Source organism: Ignavibacteria bacterium (assembly GCA_017303675.1).
Taxonomy (GTDB): domain Bacteria; phylum Bacteroidota; class Ignavibacteria; order Tepidaquicellales; family OLB5; genus OLB5.
Genome location: JAFLBX010000001.1, coordinates 1,181,897 through 1,198,164, shown reverse-complemented (window position 1 = coordinate 1,198,164; position 16,268 = coordinate 1,181,897). Strand labels below are relative to the sequence as shown.

At 37.6% G+C, this 16,268-nt stretch carries 16 protein-coding genes; 10 read left to right on the top strand and 6 right to left on the bottom strand.

The window, feature by feature from the left end; genetic code table 11:
- Window positions 1–4 precede the first annotated feature (4 nt).
- Together carB and carA are read right to left on the bottom strand one after the other, a co-directional pair.
- Window positions 5–3,208, bottom strand: coding sequence for a carbamoyl-phosphate synthase (glutamine-hydrolyzing) large subunit (gene carB / locus J0M37_05475; GenBank protein MBN8584527.1), 3,204 nt, complete (start codon window positions 3,206–3,208; stop codon window positions 5–7).
- Window positions 3,209–3,301: 93 nt separating this feature from the next.
- Window positions 3,302–4,396, bottom strand: coding sequence for a glutamine-hydrolyzing carbamoyl-phosphate synthase small subunit (carA, locus tag J0M37_05470; GenBank protein MBN8584526.1), 1,095 nt, complete (start codon window positions 4,394–4,396; stop codon window positions 3,302–3,304).
- Window positions 4,397–4,600: 204 nt separating this feature from the next.
- On the opposite strand from carA, the gene J0M37_05465 reads away from it, so the two are divergent.
- From J0M37_05465 to J0M37_05445, 5 genes are all read left to right on the top strand, one after another.
- On the top strand, window positions 4,601–5,287 hold the full coding sequence (locus tag J0M37_05465) for a 1-acyl-sn-glycerol-3-phosphate acyltransferase (GenBank protein ID MBN8584525.1): 687 nt from the start codon (window positions 4,601–4,603) through the stop codon (window positions 5,285–5,287).
- 189 nt (window positions 5,288–5,476) lie between these two features.
- The gene (gene gatC / locus J0M37_05460) at window positions 5,477–5,770 is read left to right on the top strand and encodes an Asp-tRNA(Asn)/Glu-tRNA(Gln) amidotransferase subunit GatC (protein MBN8584524.1); all 294 of its coding nucleotides are present in this window, start codon (window positions 5,477–5,479) and stop codon (window positions 5,768–5,770) included.
- Window positions 5,771–6,529, top strand: a complete 759-nt coding sequence (gene kdsB, locus J0M37_05455; GenBank protein MBN8584523.1) for a 3-deoxy-manno-octulosonate cytidylyltransferase — start codon at window positions 5,771–5,773, stop codon at window positions 6,527–6,529.
- On the top strand, window positions 6,530–6,958 hold the full coding sequence (locus J0M37_05450) for an HIT family protein (protein ID MBN8584522.1): 429 nt from the start codon (window positions 6,530–6,532) through the stop codon (window positions 6,956–6,958).
- 47 nt (window positions 6,959–7,005) lie between these two features.
- On the top strand, window positions 7,006–8,622 hold the full coding sequence (locus tag J0M37_05445) for a CTP synthase (GenBank protein MBN8584521.1): 1,617 nt from the start codon (window positions 7,006–7,008) through the stop codon (window positions 8,620–8,622).
- Between the two features lie 58 nt (window positions 8,623–8,680).
- Here the strand turns inward: J0M37_05445 and J0M37_05440 are convergent, their stop codons facing one another.
- From J0M37_05440 to J0M37_05425, 4 genes are read right to left on the bottom strand one after another with little or no spacing between them, the layout of a single operon-like run.
- Window positions 8,681–9,073, bottom strand: a complete 393-nt coding sequence (locus tag J0M37_05440; protein MBN8584520.1) for a cytochrome c maturation protein CcmE — start codon at window positions 9,071–9,073, stop codon at window positions 8,681–8,683.
- 5 nt (window positions 9,074–9,078) lie between these two features.
- Window positions 9,079–9,201 (bottom strand): CcmD family protein, encoded by a 123-nt coding sequence (locus J0M37_05435; protein ID MBN8584519.1) that lies wholly within the window; start codon window positions 9,199–9,201, stop codon window positions 9,079–9,081.
- On the bottom strand, window positions 9,201–9,854 hold the full coding sequence (gene ccsA / locus J0M37_05430) for a cytochrome c biogenesis protein CcsA (GenBank protein MBN8584518.1): 654 nt from the start codon (window positions 9,852–9,854) through the stop codon (window positions 9,201–9,203). The genes J0M37_05435 and ccsA overlap by 1 nt, the downstream gene beginning before the upstream one ends.
- A gap of 3 nt (window positions 9,855–9,857) precedes the next feature.
- Window positions 9,858–10,364, bottom strand: a complete 507-nt coding sequence (locus J0M37_05425) for a PH domain-containing protein (protein ID MBN8584517.1) — start codon at window positions 10,362–10,364, stop codon at window positions 9,858–9,860.
- Between the two features lie 175 nt (window positions 10,365–10,539).
- On the opposite strand from J0M37_05425, the gene J0M37_05420 reads away from it, so the two are divergent.
- The 5 genes from J0M37_05420 to J0M37_05400 all read left to right on the top strand — a co-directional run bounded on the left by J0M37_05420 (window position 10,540) and on the right by J0M37_05400 (window position 16,192).
- Window positions 10,540–11,661 carry a glycosyltransferase gene (locus tag J0M37_05420; GenBank protein MBN8584516.1) on the top strand — a complete coding sequence of 374 codons (1,122 nt, stop codon included), beginning with the start codon at window positions 10,540–10,542 and terminating at the stop codon, window positions 11,659–11,661.
- Between the two features lie 420 nt (window positions 11,662–12,081).
- Window positions 12,082–12,558 (top strand): hypothetical protein, encoded by a 477-nt coding sequence (locus J0M37_05415; GenBank protein ID MBN8584515.1) that lies wholly within the window; start codon window positions 12,082–12,084, stop codon window positions 12,556–12,558.
- Window positions 12,559–12,839: 281 nt separating this feature from the next.
- Complete coding sequence (locus J0M37_05410; protein MBN8584514.1) at window positions 12,840–14,495, top strand: S8 family peptidase; 1,656 nt, start codon at window positions 12,840–12,842, stop codon at window positions 14,493–14,495.
- 300 nt (window positions 14,496–14,795) lie between these two features.
- Entirely contained in the window at window positions 14,796–15,455 is a 660-nt protein-coding gene (locus J0M37_05405; protein ID MBN8584513.1) for a hypothetical protein, read from the top strand.
- Window positions 15,456–15,496: 41 nt separating this feature from the next.
- Window positions 15,497–16,192, top strand: coding sequence for a PorT family protein (locus J0M37_05400; protein ID MBN8584512.1), 696 nt, complete (start codon window positions 15,497–15,499; stop codon window positions 16,190–16,192).
- The last annotated feature ends 76 nt before the right edge of the window (window positions 16,193–16,268 follow it).

Genomic DNA, 16,268 nt, shown 5'->3' with positions numbered 1-16,268 from the left:
AAGGTTAATACTCATCCATACTCTTAATTTCAAGCTGTTCCGGCTTATATTTGTAAATGGAATTTACAAATAATTCTGCAATTTTCAGATTATTTATGAGCGGAATATTATAATCAATCGCTTTGCGCCGCATTATATAGCCATCACGCATTGATTTATGCTCATGTTTCATTGACTGGGTGTTTATCACAAGGTCAAATTTCTTTTTTTCGAGCATTGAAAGGATGTTGGGATTCTTCTTCTCGTTAATTTTGTATACAAGCTTTGATTTTACCTTATGCTCTTTAAGCAGATTATGGGTATTTGTAGTTGCATAAATAGTAAATCCCATTTCATTGAGTTTTCTTGCGCTGTCCAGGAACTCTATCTTATCTTCAAGATCACCCAGCGTTAATAAAATATTCTGCTTAGGCAGCCTGAAGCCTGTTGAAAGCAGTGATTTCAGGAAAGCTTCTTCCATTGATTCACCAAAGCAGGCAACTTCACCGGTAGAGGACATTTCAACCCCCAGGATCGGATCAGCGCCGCTTAAGCGGCTGAAGGAAAATTGCGGTGCTTTTACTACAATGTGGTCAAGGTCAAGTGTTTTATAGTCGCCTTTGATATCATGCCCCAAGATTGATTTAACCGCAAAATCGATGAAATTATAATTTGTAGCCTTTGAAATAAACGGGAATGAGCGGCTGGCTCTAAGATTACATTCTATTACCTTAACCTTATTTTCTTTTGCAAGGTACTGAATGTTAAATGGCCCGGTGATCTTCAGTTCCTTAACAATTGCCTTGGTGATCCTTTTGACCTGGTGCACTGTTTCGAAATATAGCTTCTGGGGCGGGATCGCAAGTGTTGCATCACCGGAATGAACTCCGGCATTTTCAACATGTTCACTTATTGCGTAAATAATCAGCTCGCCGTTCTGACAAACTCCGTCAATTTCAATTTCCTTGGCGCCTTCTTCAAACTTTGATATAACCACTGGAAAATCTTTCGATATCTGCGCATGTTCTTTGATGTACTCTTCAAGTGAGCGGTCATCGTTGCAGACCTTCATTGCTGTGCCTGAGAGCACATAAGAAGGCCTTATGAGAACCGGGTATCCTATCCGGTTTGAGAACTTCTTAGCCTGCTTAAGATCTGTAAGCTCCTGCCAGACCGGCTGGTCAATTTCCAGCCTGTCTAATATAGATGAGAATTTATTCCTGTCCTCGCATTTATCAATTGAGTGCGGTGAAGTGCCGAGGATCCAAGCATTATTTTCATGAAGCTTAAGCGCAAGATTATTCGGGATCTGGCCGCCCATTGAAATTATTATTCCAAGCGGTTTTTCAAACTCGTATATATCAAGCACACGTTCAAGGCTTAATTCTTCAAAATATAACTTATCGCAGATATCATAATCTGTGCTTACGGTTTCCGGGTTATAATTTACCATCACTACTTTGTATCCAAGCTTACGAAGGATCTTAGCTGTGGTAACACAGCACCAGTCAAACTCAACTGATGAGCCTATTTTATACGGACCCGAGCCGAGTATCATTATCTTTTTCTTATCGGTCTCTTTGGTCTCTTCAATATCGTTGGTATCACCGTGATAAGTTGAATACAGGTAATTTGTTTCAGCAGGATATTCAGCAGCGAGTGTATCTATTTGCTTGAATACAGGATAAACACCGAGAGATTTCCTGATCTTTCTTATTTCATCTTCATCAGTGCCTACAAGCAGTCCAATTTGTTTATCTGAATAGCCGAGCTTTTTAGCTTCAAGCAGAAAATCTGCGGTAATGTTTTCTTTGGTAGTTGCGAACTTCCTGAAGTTATCAATATTTCTGATCTGGTAAAGGAACCATTTATCTATCTTGGACATATTGTGAACTTCTTCAACTGAATAACCATCCCTTAATGCCCTTGAAATTGCAAACAGCCTTCGTGGTGTGGGAGTAATAATATCTTCTTTAATAGTTTGGGTTTTTGATTTATTCAGTACCAGCCCGAATTTACCAACCTGCAGCATCCTGATGGCCTTTTGCAGTACTTCGGGGAAGCTGCGGCCAATTGCCATTACCTCGCCAACGGATTTCATTTTGCTGCCTATCTCTTCTTCAACTCTTGGGAATTTGGCAAGGTCCCATCTTGGTATCTTGAGCGCAACGTAATCAAGAGCCGGCTCGAAACAGGAATATGTTTTTTTGGTGATGGAGTTTTCCAGCTCTGTAAGCTTATACCCAAGCGATAGCTTGGCTGCAATATATGCCAGCGGGTAGCCTGTCACCTTTGATGCAAGCGCAGATGAACGCGAAAGCCTTGCGTTAACTTCTATTACGCGGTAATCAAACTCTCCGGTTTCACTTACTGACTTTGGGTTTAGCGCAAACTGGATGTTGCACTCACCCATTATTCTAAAATGCCTGATTGTTTTGATAGAAATATCACGAAGCTGGTGATACTCTGAGTTTGAAAGGGTCTGTGAAGGCGCAATTACAATACTTTCCCCCGTATGTACTCCAAGTGGGTCAAAGTTTTCCATATTACAAACTGTAATACAGTTATCGGAAGAATCACGCACTACTTCATATTCAATTTCTTTCCAGCCGCGCAGGTCTTCTTCTATCAATACCTGCGGAGAGTATGAAAAAGCTTCCTGCAGCGCTTTGGTAATTTCCTTTTCGTTGTTTGCGAAGCCTGAACCTAAGCCGCCTAATGTGAATCCTGCTCTCAGTATTACAGGGTAACCAACTTCTTTTGCTGCTTTAATACCTTCTTTTACACTGCGTACAGCTTTGCTGATTGGTGTGCGTACTTTAATTTTATTAAGCTCTTTTACAAAAAGCTCTCTGTCTTCAGTCTTGTTAATTGAATCAACCTGAGTACCAAGAACGCGCACATTATATTTTTTCAGTATTCCAAGCCTGTTAAGCTCAAGTCCGCAATTCAGCGCTGTTTGCCCGCCAAAGCCCAGTAAAATGCCTTCGGGTTTTTCCTTCTTGATAATCTGTTCAACAAAGTAAGGATTTACGGGAAGAAGGTAAACTTTATCCGCCAGATCAATATCAGTCTGCACAGTAGCAATGTTCGGATTTACAAGAATAACTTTTTTGCCTTCTTCTTTAAGGGCTTTGATAGCTTGTGAACCTGAATAATCAAATTCACCTGCTTCGCCAATTTTAAGCGCGCCTGAACCAAGTAATAGTATTTTATTTATCTCTGTCAAATTCTGCTTTTATTCCCTCGGATGCGGGATCTATTAAATTTCATTTTCTTCCACTTCAAAGTCCTCCCCTTCGGGGAGGATTTAGGTGGGGTCCTACAGCATATCTATAAATTTATCAAACAGCCAGCCTGTATCATTCGGACCCGGTGATGATTCAGGGTGGAACTGCACGGCAAAGAACGGTTTTGAATTATGCTTAACGCCTTCATTAGTGCCGTCGTTGTTATTTATGAACCACTCCTGCCAGTCACCCGGCAGTGTTTTTGTATCAACGGCATAACCGTGATTTTGGGATGTGATGTAACAATGTCCCCCAACTTCAATACATGGCTGGTTTTGTGAACGGTGGCCGAACTTAAGCTTGTATGTATCCGCGCCTGCCGAGAGTCCCAATATCTGGCTGCCTAGGCAAATTCCGAATATCGGCTTATTAAGGCTGAATGATCTTTTTAAATTATCTATGGTTGCAGTGCACATTTTGGGGTCACCCGGACCGTTGGAAACAAATATACCGTCAAACTCATATTCTGAGGTCATGGGGTCGTAACCAAGCGGAACGCGGATAACTTCTGCTCCGCGGTTCACAAAATTGCGTATAATGTTATTTTTTACTCCGCAATCAATAAGCAGTATTTTCTTCGGATTCTTTTTCTTTGGTGTGTATACAACAGGTTCTTTTACTCCTACCAATCCGGCAAGGTCAGTATCATTCGGATCAATTATATCAAGTGTGACTTCACCGGGTTCGGTAGTGATCTTTCCCAGCATTACGCCGGTCGTTCTTAGTGTTTTTGTAAGCTCGCGTGTATCCACTCCATAAATGCCGGGAATATTATTTTCCTGGAGCCATGTGTGGAGTGAGCCGGCAGCATCAAAATGGCTGTATTCAAAGCTGTAGTTTGAAATTACGATTCCCCTGACCTGTATCTTACCCGATTCAAAACCATCCTGAACTGTTTTTGCTGTATCATCTCGTTGAAACCGGGGTATTCCATAATTCCCTATTAAAGGATATGTAAAAACAAGTATTTGCCCTGAATATGAAGGATCTGTCAGCGATTCGGGGTAACCGGTCATTCCCGTGGTAAATACCACTTCTCCATCGGAATTGCCGTATTTTCCGAAACTATATCCCGTAAAGGTTTTACCGTTAGCTAAACGAAGATATACTTTTTGTTTTTGTTTCAATTTTTGCTGATTTATTAGCCGCGAGTTACTATTAGTGGCTATTAGGTTAGATACGAATATACCAAAAAAAAGTATATGAAAAAGTTTATAAATTTATCCCTAAATTATTAATAGGTATAATTGCAAAATATATAATTGCTGTCTTAATTATATATTTATAGGCAGTTATATTTTCAGAGGAAATAATTTTGTATTTTAGCATTTATGTGGCTGATCAAAAATTTAATTGTGATCTTTTATTCTCTTATTGTAGCCATACTATCTATTTTAATCTATCCTTTTGATTACCGTAACAAGCTTTCAAATCCCTTAATGAAGGTGTGGACAAATGTTGTTCTTTTTATTTACGGAATAAAAGTAAATGTTACCGGTGCTGAAAATATAGACCCGGCAAAAGGCAAGATATATATATCAAACCATGCAAGCTATATGGATATTTTTGTACAGCTTGCAAAGCTTCCTGATAATGTGCGGATGATATATAAGAAGGAAATTAACCGCGTTCCAATTTTAGGCTGGGCAATGTATTGCGCGGGATTTGTAGCGCTGAACCGCGATAAAGTCCGCGAAGCGATGAAGTCACTTGATAAAGCCGCTGAAAGAGTCAGAAAAGGTTTATCTGTTGTGATATACCCTGAAGGCACAAGGACTCAGAATGGGCAGGTGGGAGAATTTAAGCGGGGAATGTTCTTTCTGGCTGATAAGGCTAAAGCTGATATAATTCCCGTTTCACTTCAGGGTACATTTGAAATAATGCCGATAGGCTCAGTTAAGGTAAAGCCAGGGATCGTGAATATGGTAATTGGTAAACCAATCCAGTACAGGAAAGATAAAGAGCTGCTGGGTGAGATACGTGAAACAGTAATTAAGAATTTGAAACCACCGCAATAATAGTTACAAGAATTAGAGAATTACAAAACAGTTTTTTTTATCGATTTATAACTCATAAATGAGTTTTGATTAACCCCGCTCTTTAGAGCGGGGGTTAGGTAACCCCATTTATTGGGACTTCAGTCCCCAATTGATATTGATGATTTAAAATACAGACAGGAATGTCTGTACTACTAAAAAACAAAAAATATGTCAGTAACAATAAAAGATGTAGAGAAGATCGCGAAGCTTGCGAAGCTGAAATTCACCGAAGAGGAAAAAATAAAGCTTCAGGGTGAAATGAACGAGGTATTGGGATATATTGATACTATAAACCAGATACCCGGCCTTGATGACGTAAAACCGCTTGAAAATATTAACGATACAGAAAATGTTTTCAGGGAAGATGTTTCGGAAGTTTGCCTGACCAAAGAAGAAGCTTTAAAGAATGCTCCTGAGAAGACTGAGAATTTCTTTAAAGTACCAAAAGTTCTGGATAAGTAAATGAAAAGGCAGAAGGCAAAAGGCAAAAAGGGATTAGTTGTTATTGGTGTTATCCCTGCGCGATACAGCTCAACCCGTTTGCATGCAAAAGCCCTTGCTATGATTAGCGGCAAGCCTATGATACAGCATGTTTACGAAAGATGCCTTAAGACTAAACTTCTGAGTGATGTTCTGGTAGCAACCGATGATAAGCGAATTTTTGATGCCGTTATTAATTTTGGCGGCAATGTTACAATGACTTCCAGATCACATAAAAGCGGCACGGATAGAATTGGCGAAGCGGTGAGGAATATTAAATGTGATATCGTTGTAAATATACAGGGCGATGAACCTATGATATCACCCGGTAATATAGATAAGGCCATTGAGCCGTTATTAAATGAAAAAAGTGTTAATGTTTCAACTTTATGCATAAAAATATCTGATATAAAAGTTATCAATAACCCTAATGTTGTAAAAGTTGTATTTGATTCAAACAGTAATGCATTATACTTTTCAAGGAGTGCAGTTCCGTTTAACAGGGATAACTCCAAAACAGAATATTTCAAGCATATTGGCCTTTATGTTTACAGAAAAGATTACCTGATGAATTTCATAAAGATGAAGCCATCTAATCTTGAACTTACTGAAAAGCTTGAACAACTCCGAATATTGGAATCAGGTGAAAAGATTAAAGTAATTAAAACAAAGATAGATTCACATTCAGTTGATACAGCAGCAGACTTAAAGAAAATCAGAAAAATGTTCAATGGTATGTAAATGGCAGATTGTGTTTTTTGCAAAATAGTCTCGGGTGAATACACTTCAAGCAAGATTTATGAAGATGAAACGATACTTGCATTCATGGATATTCAGCCTGTGAACACAGGTCATTTACTCATAATACCTAAAAAACACGTTGAGCTTATTTCTGATCTTGATGATGAAACATCATCAAAAATGATGAGGCTTGCAAACCGAATAAATATAGCTTTAAGAAAATCCGGAATAAGACTTGAAGGTATAAATTATTTTTTAGCTGACGGCGAAGCAGCAGGTCAGGAAGTATTTCATACACATATACATCTCATACCGCGCTTCAACAATGATGGATTTGGTTTCATTTTTCCTGAAGGATACAGAGTAAAGCTTCCGGAAAGAAATGATTTAAATACGATTGCTGAAAAGATTAAAGCAATATTAGTATAAGCCTATAATAACAAATAAATTCTGAATAATTTTTAAACTAACATAACTTGAAAAACGTAAAATACATATTTTTAACCGGCGGAGTTGTTTCTTCTTTGGGCAAGGGCATTGCAGCCTCATCGCTTGGCTTGCTGCTTAAATCACGTGGTTTAAGGGTCACAATACAGAAGTTTGACCCGTATATTAATGTTGATCCGGGCACTATGAGTCCGTACCAGCACGGCGAAGTATTTGTGACTGAAGACGGAGCAGAATCTGACCTTGATCTCGGTCACTATGAGCGCTTTATGGATATGGATATGTCCAAGGCGAACAATACCACAACAGGGCAGGTATATTACGAGGTTATCTCACGTGAAAGGCGCGGAGATTACCTGGGGGCGACAGTACAGGTAGTGCCGCATATAACCGATGAGATCAAGCGCCGTATGATGAAGCTTGGTGATTCCAAAAAATATGATGTAGTTATCACTGAAATTGGCGGCACGGTAGGTGATATTGAATCGCTGCCCTTCCTTGAGGCAATGAGGCAGCTTATGCTTAAGGTCGGCCGTGAAAATTCGCTTTCAATACATTTAACTTATGTACCGTTCATAGAAGCTGCCGGTGAAATTAAAACCAAGCCTACACAGCACAGCGTTAAAACGCTGCTTGAAATTGGCATACAGCCGGATATACTTGTAATTCGCAGCCATAACAGCATTTCAAGGGAAATAAAGGATAAGATCGCGCTCTTTTGCAACGTTCAGCCTGATTGTGTTGTATCAGCAAAAGATGTTCCCACAATTTACCAGGTGCCGCTGGAGCTTTTGCGCGAAGGGCTTGATAATATAGTTGTAGAAAAGCTTCATATAAAAAACGGCAAAACAAATATATCCAAATGGAAAAAGCTTGTAAGCCGTATTAATAATCCGAAAAATACTGTCACGGTCGGAATCTGCGGAAAATACAATATGGTTCCGGATGCATATAAGAGTATACTGGAATCATTTGTGCATGCAGGCGCAGAAAATGATGTAAAGGTGAATATTAAATGGATCTCAGCGCAGGACCTTGAAAAAGATAAAAATACAGGAAAATACTTGGCCGGAATTGACGGGCTGCTTGTACCGTACGGATTCGGCGAGCGCGGTACCGAAGGCAAGATCCGCGCGATAAAATATGTGCGTGAAAATAAAATTCCGTTCTTTGGAATATGTTTCGGGATGCAGCTTGCTGTTGTGGAATTCGCACGGAATGTGCTTAAACTTAAGGACGCCAATAGTGCAGAAATTAAGGAAACGAAGAATAATGTAATTGACCTGATGGAAGAGCAAAAAGGTATCACAGAAAAAGGCGGAACAATGAGGCTTGGCTCATATGCCTGCACTGTAAAACGCGGAACCAGGACTTACGAAACGTACAAAGCGGTAAATATACAGGAACGCCACCGTCACAGGTATGAATTCAATAACCGTTTCAGGGACCAGTTCGAAGCTGCAGGAATGATATTTTCAGGGATAAACCCGGATAGAGACCTTGTAGAAATAATTGAAATACCCGGCCATCCATGGTTCATAGCCTGCCAGTTCCACCCTGAGCTGAAATCAAGGGCAACAAAAGCGCATCCGCTTTTCAGGGAATTTGTAAACGCATGCAAGAAGAAAAAACGCAGCAAGAAATAAATTATACCTATAAAAAAAGCCCGGTTAAGCCGGGCTTTTTTATTACACTTATTTAATACTACATACTTGATTTCTTTACATCCTGGCCGTCACCTTCATATTTTGAGGGGCATTTGGTCAGCACTTCTGTAGCGTGAAAATAGCCGTCTTTTATCTTTCCTTTGGCAACAACACTTTCTGCCATTTTAAAATTATTCGGCTCGGCACCATCCAGCACAACTTTCATTTCTGTATTACTTTCATCTTTCATATAGAAAGTAAACTTGTTGGTGGCAGCATCAAAACCTGCATCTTTATCTTTAACCCAGGTGCCTTTTACCTGTGTTTTTTTGTGGGTTTCTGAGGCATGTTTAAAATCAGCATATTCCACTTTTGTATCAACAAAAGCAAAAAATCCAACTACCAGAAATACCACTATTATTATTGCGCCTATTACATAGCGTTTGTTCATAATTATTACTCCTTTTCGATATTTTTTATTTTCTTATCAATTGAAAGCATATAAAGGAAAATTCCCAGCCACAGGATCAATGTAACACCAAGTACTATAAAATTCTGGTTTTGTGCAAAAAAATCCATTAACGGTTCTCCTTTAAATTCAGTTTAGCTAATCTTACCCTAAGGTTAAGCATCCATATATACAGTCCGGTAAATCCTGCAAGTGAGCTTATAAATACAATAAGCATATTTGTGTTCATTTTAACTTTCCCGCTTGAATTTACAATCGGATCCGGATGCAGTGAATCCACAATTCTTGGGAATATAAAAATAAAGAACGGTACTGTAATACCCGCTAAAATAGAATAAACAGATGAGAGCTTGGCTCTTTGTTCTTCAGATTCAACTGCGCTTCTTAGTGCGAAATAAGCGCCATACACCAGTATCAATACAAATATAGATGTTTGCCGCGGGTCCCAGTTCCAGAAAGCGCCCCATTCGAATTTTGCCCAGATAGCGCCGGTAACTGTAGCAAGCACAGCGAAGATCAATCCAAGAGCTGCTGATGAAGCTGCTTTATAATCGTATAATATATCGCGCTTGCGGATATACTGCGCGCCGTAAACCAGGGCCATTACAAACGCAACAGTGCTTACCCAGGCAGTTGGTACGTGAAAGTATAAAATCCTGGCGCGCTCACCCATATTGCCAACTGCGGGAATGGGGGCAATAATTGCAAAGCAAATAACTATCGTTAGCCAGATAAACAGACCGTATTTTAATAATTTATCCATTTGTTATGTTAAATTTTCAACAGTATCATCATCATCTAAGAACTCAACTCCCCTAACGCGTTTAACATCACGTCTTTGTTCAACATTTTTCCTGATATTGTTCATTAATTCTGCCGGGTTTGGAACCGCTTTCAGCAGGAAATTCATAGATGTTTTATCAGAGGTTGTTAAAGCTATATTCCCAAGCTTAAAAAGCCTTTGCCAGAACGGTTCATACATATCAACATCCCTGACCCTGTATAGCTCAAGCGCTTCGGTTTTTTTGGAAAATATTCCGGTTGTGTAGAAGATCCGTTCAGTTGTAACTTTATACCTGTGATTTTTTACGATCAACCATTTTATAAAAATGTATATAAGCGGAATGATAACAAGAACAGCAGCCAAAGGGAAAAACAATAAGCTTAGCACCAATATTATTAATGAAACAATACCCATGGAAATAAAAATTCCAAAGTTAAGTACCTGAGATTGAGAGCCTTCCCAAACTATTTGTTCCTGTGTTTCACTCATAAATTTCGGTTTGGTCTATAATTTTCTAATATTACATGGTAAAAATAGCGATTAATACTATTATAAAAAATAATATAAGTCATACTTTTTTGTGACATATGTCATCCCGGGTGTTATTTAAACATACTTTTTTAATTCAATTGTAAAAGTGTTAATAATTTAAGAATTTACATTAATGAAAATCGCATTTTTATCACCATTTTATCCTTTCAGAGGGGGGATTGCGCAATTTGGCGACTCTCTTTACATCGCATTATCAGAAAATAATGATGTAAAAGCCTTCACCTTCACCCGCCAATACCCCGGTATATTATTTCCGGGGAAAACCCAGTTTGTTTCCAATAGTGACCTGAACAGGAATATTCCGGTTACAAGGGTGCTGGATAGTGTAAATCCTTTCACATGGTATAAAACGGCTAAAGAAATAATAAAATTTAAACCCGAATCTGTAATTATCAGTTACTGGATGCCATTTTTTGCGCCGGCATTTGGAAAAATTGCGGCTCTGCTTAAGAAAAATGGTATTAAGGTACTTGGGCTGATGCATAATGTTATTGCCCACGAAAAACGGTTTGGAGATGAAGCCCTGACAAAATATTTTTTTAAGAGGTGTGATAGTTTTATTCTTTTAAATAAAACCTCTGAAAAGGATTTGCTGGAATTAAAACCGGAAGCGAAATATATAATTCACTCTCACCCCCTTTACGACCATTACGGAAGCAAACTGGATACTGTTGCAGCAAGAAACAAGCTGAATATCGCCCCGGATAAAAAAGTAATTTTATTTTTCGGGTTTATCAGGGATTATAAGGGCTTGGATTTACTAATTGAATCAATGAAAGATCTGACCGATGATCACTTACTTTTAATTGCAGGTGAAGTTTACGGAAACTTCAAAAAATATGATGAACTGATAGATAAACTTGGTCTGCGCAGCAGAATAAATCTGCAGATAAGATATATACCAGAAACTGAGATACCTGTATTTTTTTCTGCGGCTGATGTTTGCGTACTCCCTTACCGTTCTGCCACTCAAAGCGGAATTGTTGGAATATCATATCATTTTGACCTTCCTGTTATTGTTACAAATACAGGCGGTCTTGCAGAAATGGTTGAAGAAAATAAAACAGGAATAATTATCACCAATCCTGAAACAGCCAAAATATCAGAAGAAATAAAACGATACTTTAATGACGGACTGAAAAACAAATTCATTCCATTCATTGAAGCCTATAAACAAAAACATTCCTGGAAAAAGCTTGCTGAAAAGATTATTGAGTTGTGCAATAGTCGTTAACTATATCGCCAGATTTAGTTATTTTATCAACAAGATTTCATGTGTATATTTGTTTGATCAATCCGCCTTAATAATTCATTTACTTCCATCCAAAAACCGCAAGAACTGACTCTACAAAAATAATTATTTATTAGAATATTGTACCTGAACAAAAATTTCTATTGCAGAGTTAGCTAATTAAACAAATGAGTTTAAATTCCTTCATAAATTTTAAACCCCGGATATTTTTTCAAACACTTTATTGATAGTATTATGTGTAGATATTTTATCATAATTTTTTTCTCTGTATTATTAATATCAACTAAAAGTTTACCGCAAGATAATAAAATTACACCGCTTTTAAACAATAGTTGGGAAATTAAAAAAACAATTGGTTCATTTAAAACAAAAAAGATTAAAGATGATGCTCTGTTTCTGGGCTTGAAAGGTGGCTATCAAACATACTCAACTGAATACGATAAGAACTTCGCAGGAAGCTGGCTGATAGATTTTTCAGCAGGGGGTGTTTTTAATAATTCATGGCACGCAGGTTTAAGCTTAAGATATTGGAATACAAGTATTGAAAATTACAGCCCGGAAGGCTCGGATACTTCATACAATAAAAAACTTAAAGGAATGGCTGTTCTCTTTTTTGGGTATTACAAATTTATTTTAAGAAAAGAGTTGTTTAATCCATTTATCGGACTTGGTTTTGGGAATTATGAAATATATAATAGTAAAAATAAAAAACAATATTTATGTATTAGCATAAATACTGGATTGGAAGTGAAAATAAGTAAATTAATTGCTGTGAATTTTGATATATGTTTCAACAGGCTTATAGGTTTCGCTGAAAACAGTAATAGTTATAATAATTTTGAATTCAAGTTTGGCCCTGCATTTTATTTATCGTATTAAATAAAAAATAGAAAATTAAAAACACTTATTTTTAATTTTAACATTTGTCCTCATGTTATTTTGCTTTTAATCCAGCTTTTATCCCGGATGCCGGTTTAAGCCCGGGCGGGATATACTTTTTCAAAATCCTTACCAAAGATTTTACAGAATCTAAAAAAATATTAATTAAGTAACTTAATTTATTGTTTTTTAGTTACTTGTTGAATTATTAAAATTCAATTGTAATTCATTTTACACTTGGCTATATTTGGCATCATCCAAAAAATTTTAACTAATATTTTATGAAATATTTACTAATTGCAGTTATTTTTTGTTTCTTAGGTACAATTACTGTTCATTCTGAAGATAATAATTATGTACCCGGCGAAATAATAGTAATGCTCAAAGCCGGTGAAAGCGTGAACAAGCTTTCAAACTCATTCGGTTTTATAGGGTTAACAGTTAAAGAGCCCGTTGTTGAATATATGAATATCTGGCTCTACAAGTTTGATAACAGCAGGATTAATGCTGAAACAATGCTGAATGAAGTAAAAAAACATCCTTCAGTAAGTGTTGCACAGTTCAATCATTATGTTACAGAAAGATCTGTAACTCCGAACGATACCCGTTTTGGTGAAATGTGGGGACTTAACAATACCGGGCAAACCGGAGGAACAGTTGATGCCGATATTGACGCTCCTGAAGCATGGAGCTTAACTACCAGCGGCTTGACAGCAACAGGTGATTCAATTGCTTCAGCGGTAATTGACGGAGGTTTTTACCTCAATCACATTGATATGAACTTCTGGAAGAACTGGTATGAAATTCCCGGCAACGGAATTGATGACGATACAAACGGTTACGTTGATGATGTGAATGGCTGGAATGCATACAATAATAACGGTAATGTAACTGCCAGCGGAACACACGGAACTCATGTATCAGGTACGATCGGTGCACGCGGGAATAATAATCTGGGTGTTACAGGCGTTAACTGGAATATTAAAATAGTAGCTATCCAGGGTTCATCAGGAACTGAATCAATTGTATTGAGAGCTTACGGTTATGCGCTTAAATTAAGAAGGATGTATAACCAGACAAACGGAGTAAAAGGGGCATTTATCGTTTCAACAAACTCATCTTTTGGCGTTGACTATGGCCAGCCCGCAAATTTCCCGTTATGGTGCGCATTTTATGATTCACTCGGCAGCGCCGGAATTTTAAGTGCCTGCGCTACAGCAAATCTGAATATCAACGTTGATGTACAGGGTGATATCCCGACAGCTTGCCCGAGTGACTGGATGGTAGCAGTTACAAATACCACAAACACAGATGCAAAAAACTCAGGCGCAGCTTACGGGCTTACAACTATTGATCTCGGTGCTCCCGGCACAAGCATACTTTCAACTACAACTGCAAGCAACTACGGCACATCAACGGGCACATCAATGGCTACGCCGCATGTAGCCGGAGCTATTGCATTTATGTATGCGGTTGCGCCGCTATCATGGATACAGCAGTATAAGCTAACGCCCGGACCATATGCTTTGCAGGTTAAACAAAAAATTATGCAGGGTGTAGATATTAAGCCTTCTATGGTTAATACAGTATCAGGCGGCAGGCTAAACCTGAACAACAGCGCTATTTTGATGCAGAATCTGGTTAGTGTTGGCAACCAGAATAACCAGGTTCCGGCACTGTTCAGGCTTTACCAGAACTATCCAAATCCGTTCAATCCTTCGACAGTACTTGCATTTGATATGCCAAAAGAAGGATTTGCTTCATTGAAAATTTATAACTCCATCGGGCAGGAAGTTGCTGTATTAATAGACGGAATAGTTAAAGCCGGTTCTTACCAGAAAGTCTTCAATGCGTCTTCGCTTCCCAGCGGAATTTATTTTTATAAGTTCGTAACTGAAGGTTTCAGTGATGTGAGAAAAATGTCGCTTATTAAATAACAAAACTTTAAGTATTATTAACCCGGAACCATGTTCCGGGTTTTTTATTTATAAAAGATTCCATTTGTTTTATTGTTTTTTCTTATTAATTTGCTTTATACAATTTTTGCAGCACAAGCGGAGGTAATTGCGGGTTAACGTATTACTCTTTTATTAAAAGAGCTTATATGTTTGCCCGTATTTTTTTAACATCCTGCGGAACTTATCAAAGATATTATAGTGTAAATATATAAGATGTAACTTATATATCTTTTATTCAATATTTAATATTATCCCGCAATTAATACGATATAAATCAGTATGAGGAAATTAATATTATTCTTTTCATTTCTTGTTTTTTTTACTTCCGGAATTCTTTCACAATCAGATACCGTAAGCATTACCGAAGGCAATGAAGTGAATCTCTGCGGAAAAATTGTTATTGTTGATGCCTTATGGATGAATAACGGCTCTGTTAAGGCAGATATTTCTGTACTTGAACAAATGAACTCAAAACCTGTTACCGGCGGATACGGGACCGGCGATGAAATTACAATTTCAAGCGAACCAGGCTGTACATATTTTGTATTTTCAATAATGAAAAACGGAAGTAATGGCGTCAAAGGCTCTGTAATACTTTCCAAAACACCGCCTGAGAGCCATTTAGGCATCAGGAAGGATGAAATAATCATGGAGGACCAGGGTTCTTACAGCTTTGGTGTTCACAGCTGGCATATCTCTTCAATCCGTAATGAAGGCGGAGTGGTTACTGCATATATGACGGTAACACAAAATACCGGTATCATTGAAACCATTACTCTTGTTAAAGGTGACCTGCTGTGGATAGACTCAAAGCTTTATAAGGCTGAAATTATCGAAGCGCGTTCTGAGTTTATCAAAACCGACCCGGAAAAGATATATGAACCGCTGCCGGGAAGAATAGTTTTAAAAGCTGTAAAGGAATATTTACCTGAAAAGTAAATTAATTATGTTAACAAACCGATTATGTATACAAACAAATTATGAAAAACATAAAATTCGTACTACCAATATTAATATTTACACTTGCAATTAATACATATGCTCAGTTCATTACTGGATTTGGCTTAAAAGGTGGGGCTACGCTTTCTAACCAGAATTACGAATATAAGAATTTCGATTTTGAACCGGAAACAAAATATTTATTGGGCTTTAATTCCAGCCTGTTTGTTGAGTTTCTCAATAGCAGGAATTTTAACCTTGTACTGGAAAGCGGCATTGAACAAAGAGGCTATACTTACGTAAGCAAACCATATGATGAATTCGGCAACCCGTTACCGGATATGAATATATATGAACGAACCTTTTACTATACAACAGGTATATTATTTAAAATAAAAATTCCGGCAAATAAGATCACTCCATATTTATTAATTGGACCAAAACTTGACATTTTGTTAAGTTATTCTGTAAAACCTGAAGATGATAGAACAACCCTGTATGGATTTGATTTCCCGTTGGATCAATTCAAAAAAGAGAATTATTCTCTCAACTTTGGCGGAGGAATTGAATTCAATCAGTTGTTTCCTTTTAAAACATTCATAGAATTAAACTATTCACCTCCTTTAAATTCTTCATATAACGGGCCGGGTTTAATTGTAAAAGAACATTATTTCAATATTAAAGCAGGAATTAATTTCATAAAGAATAAACAGCGTAAGTTTACAGGGAAAAAATGATAAAGCTTCTAAATTATGATTCGTACAACTTACGATCAAATGAAATGGTCTGATTTAAACTAAAACATAACTTTAA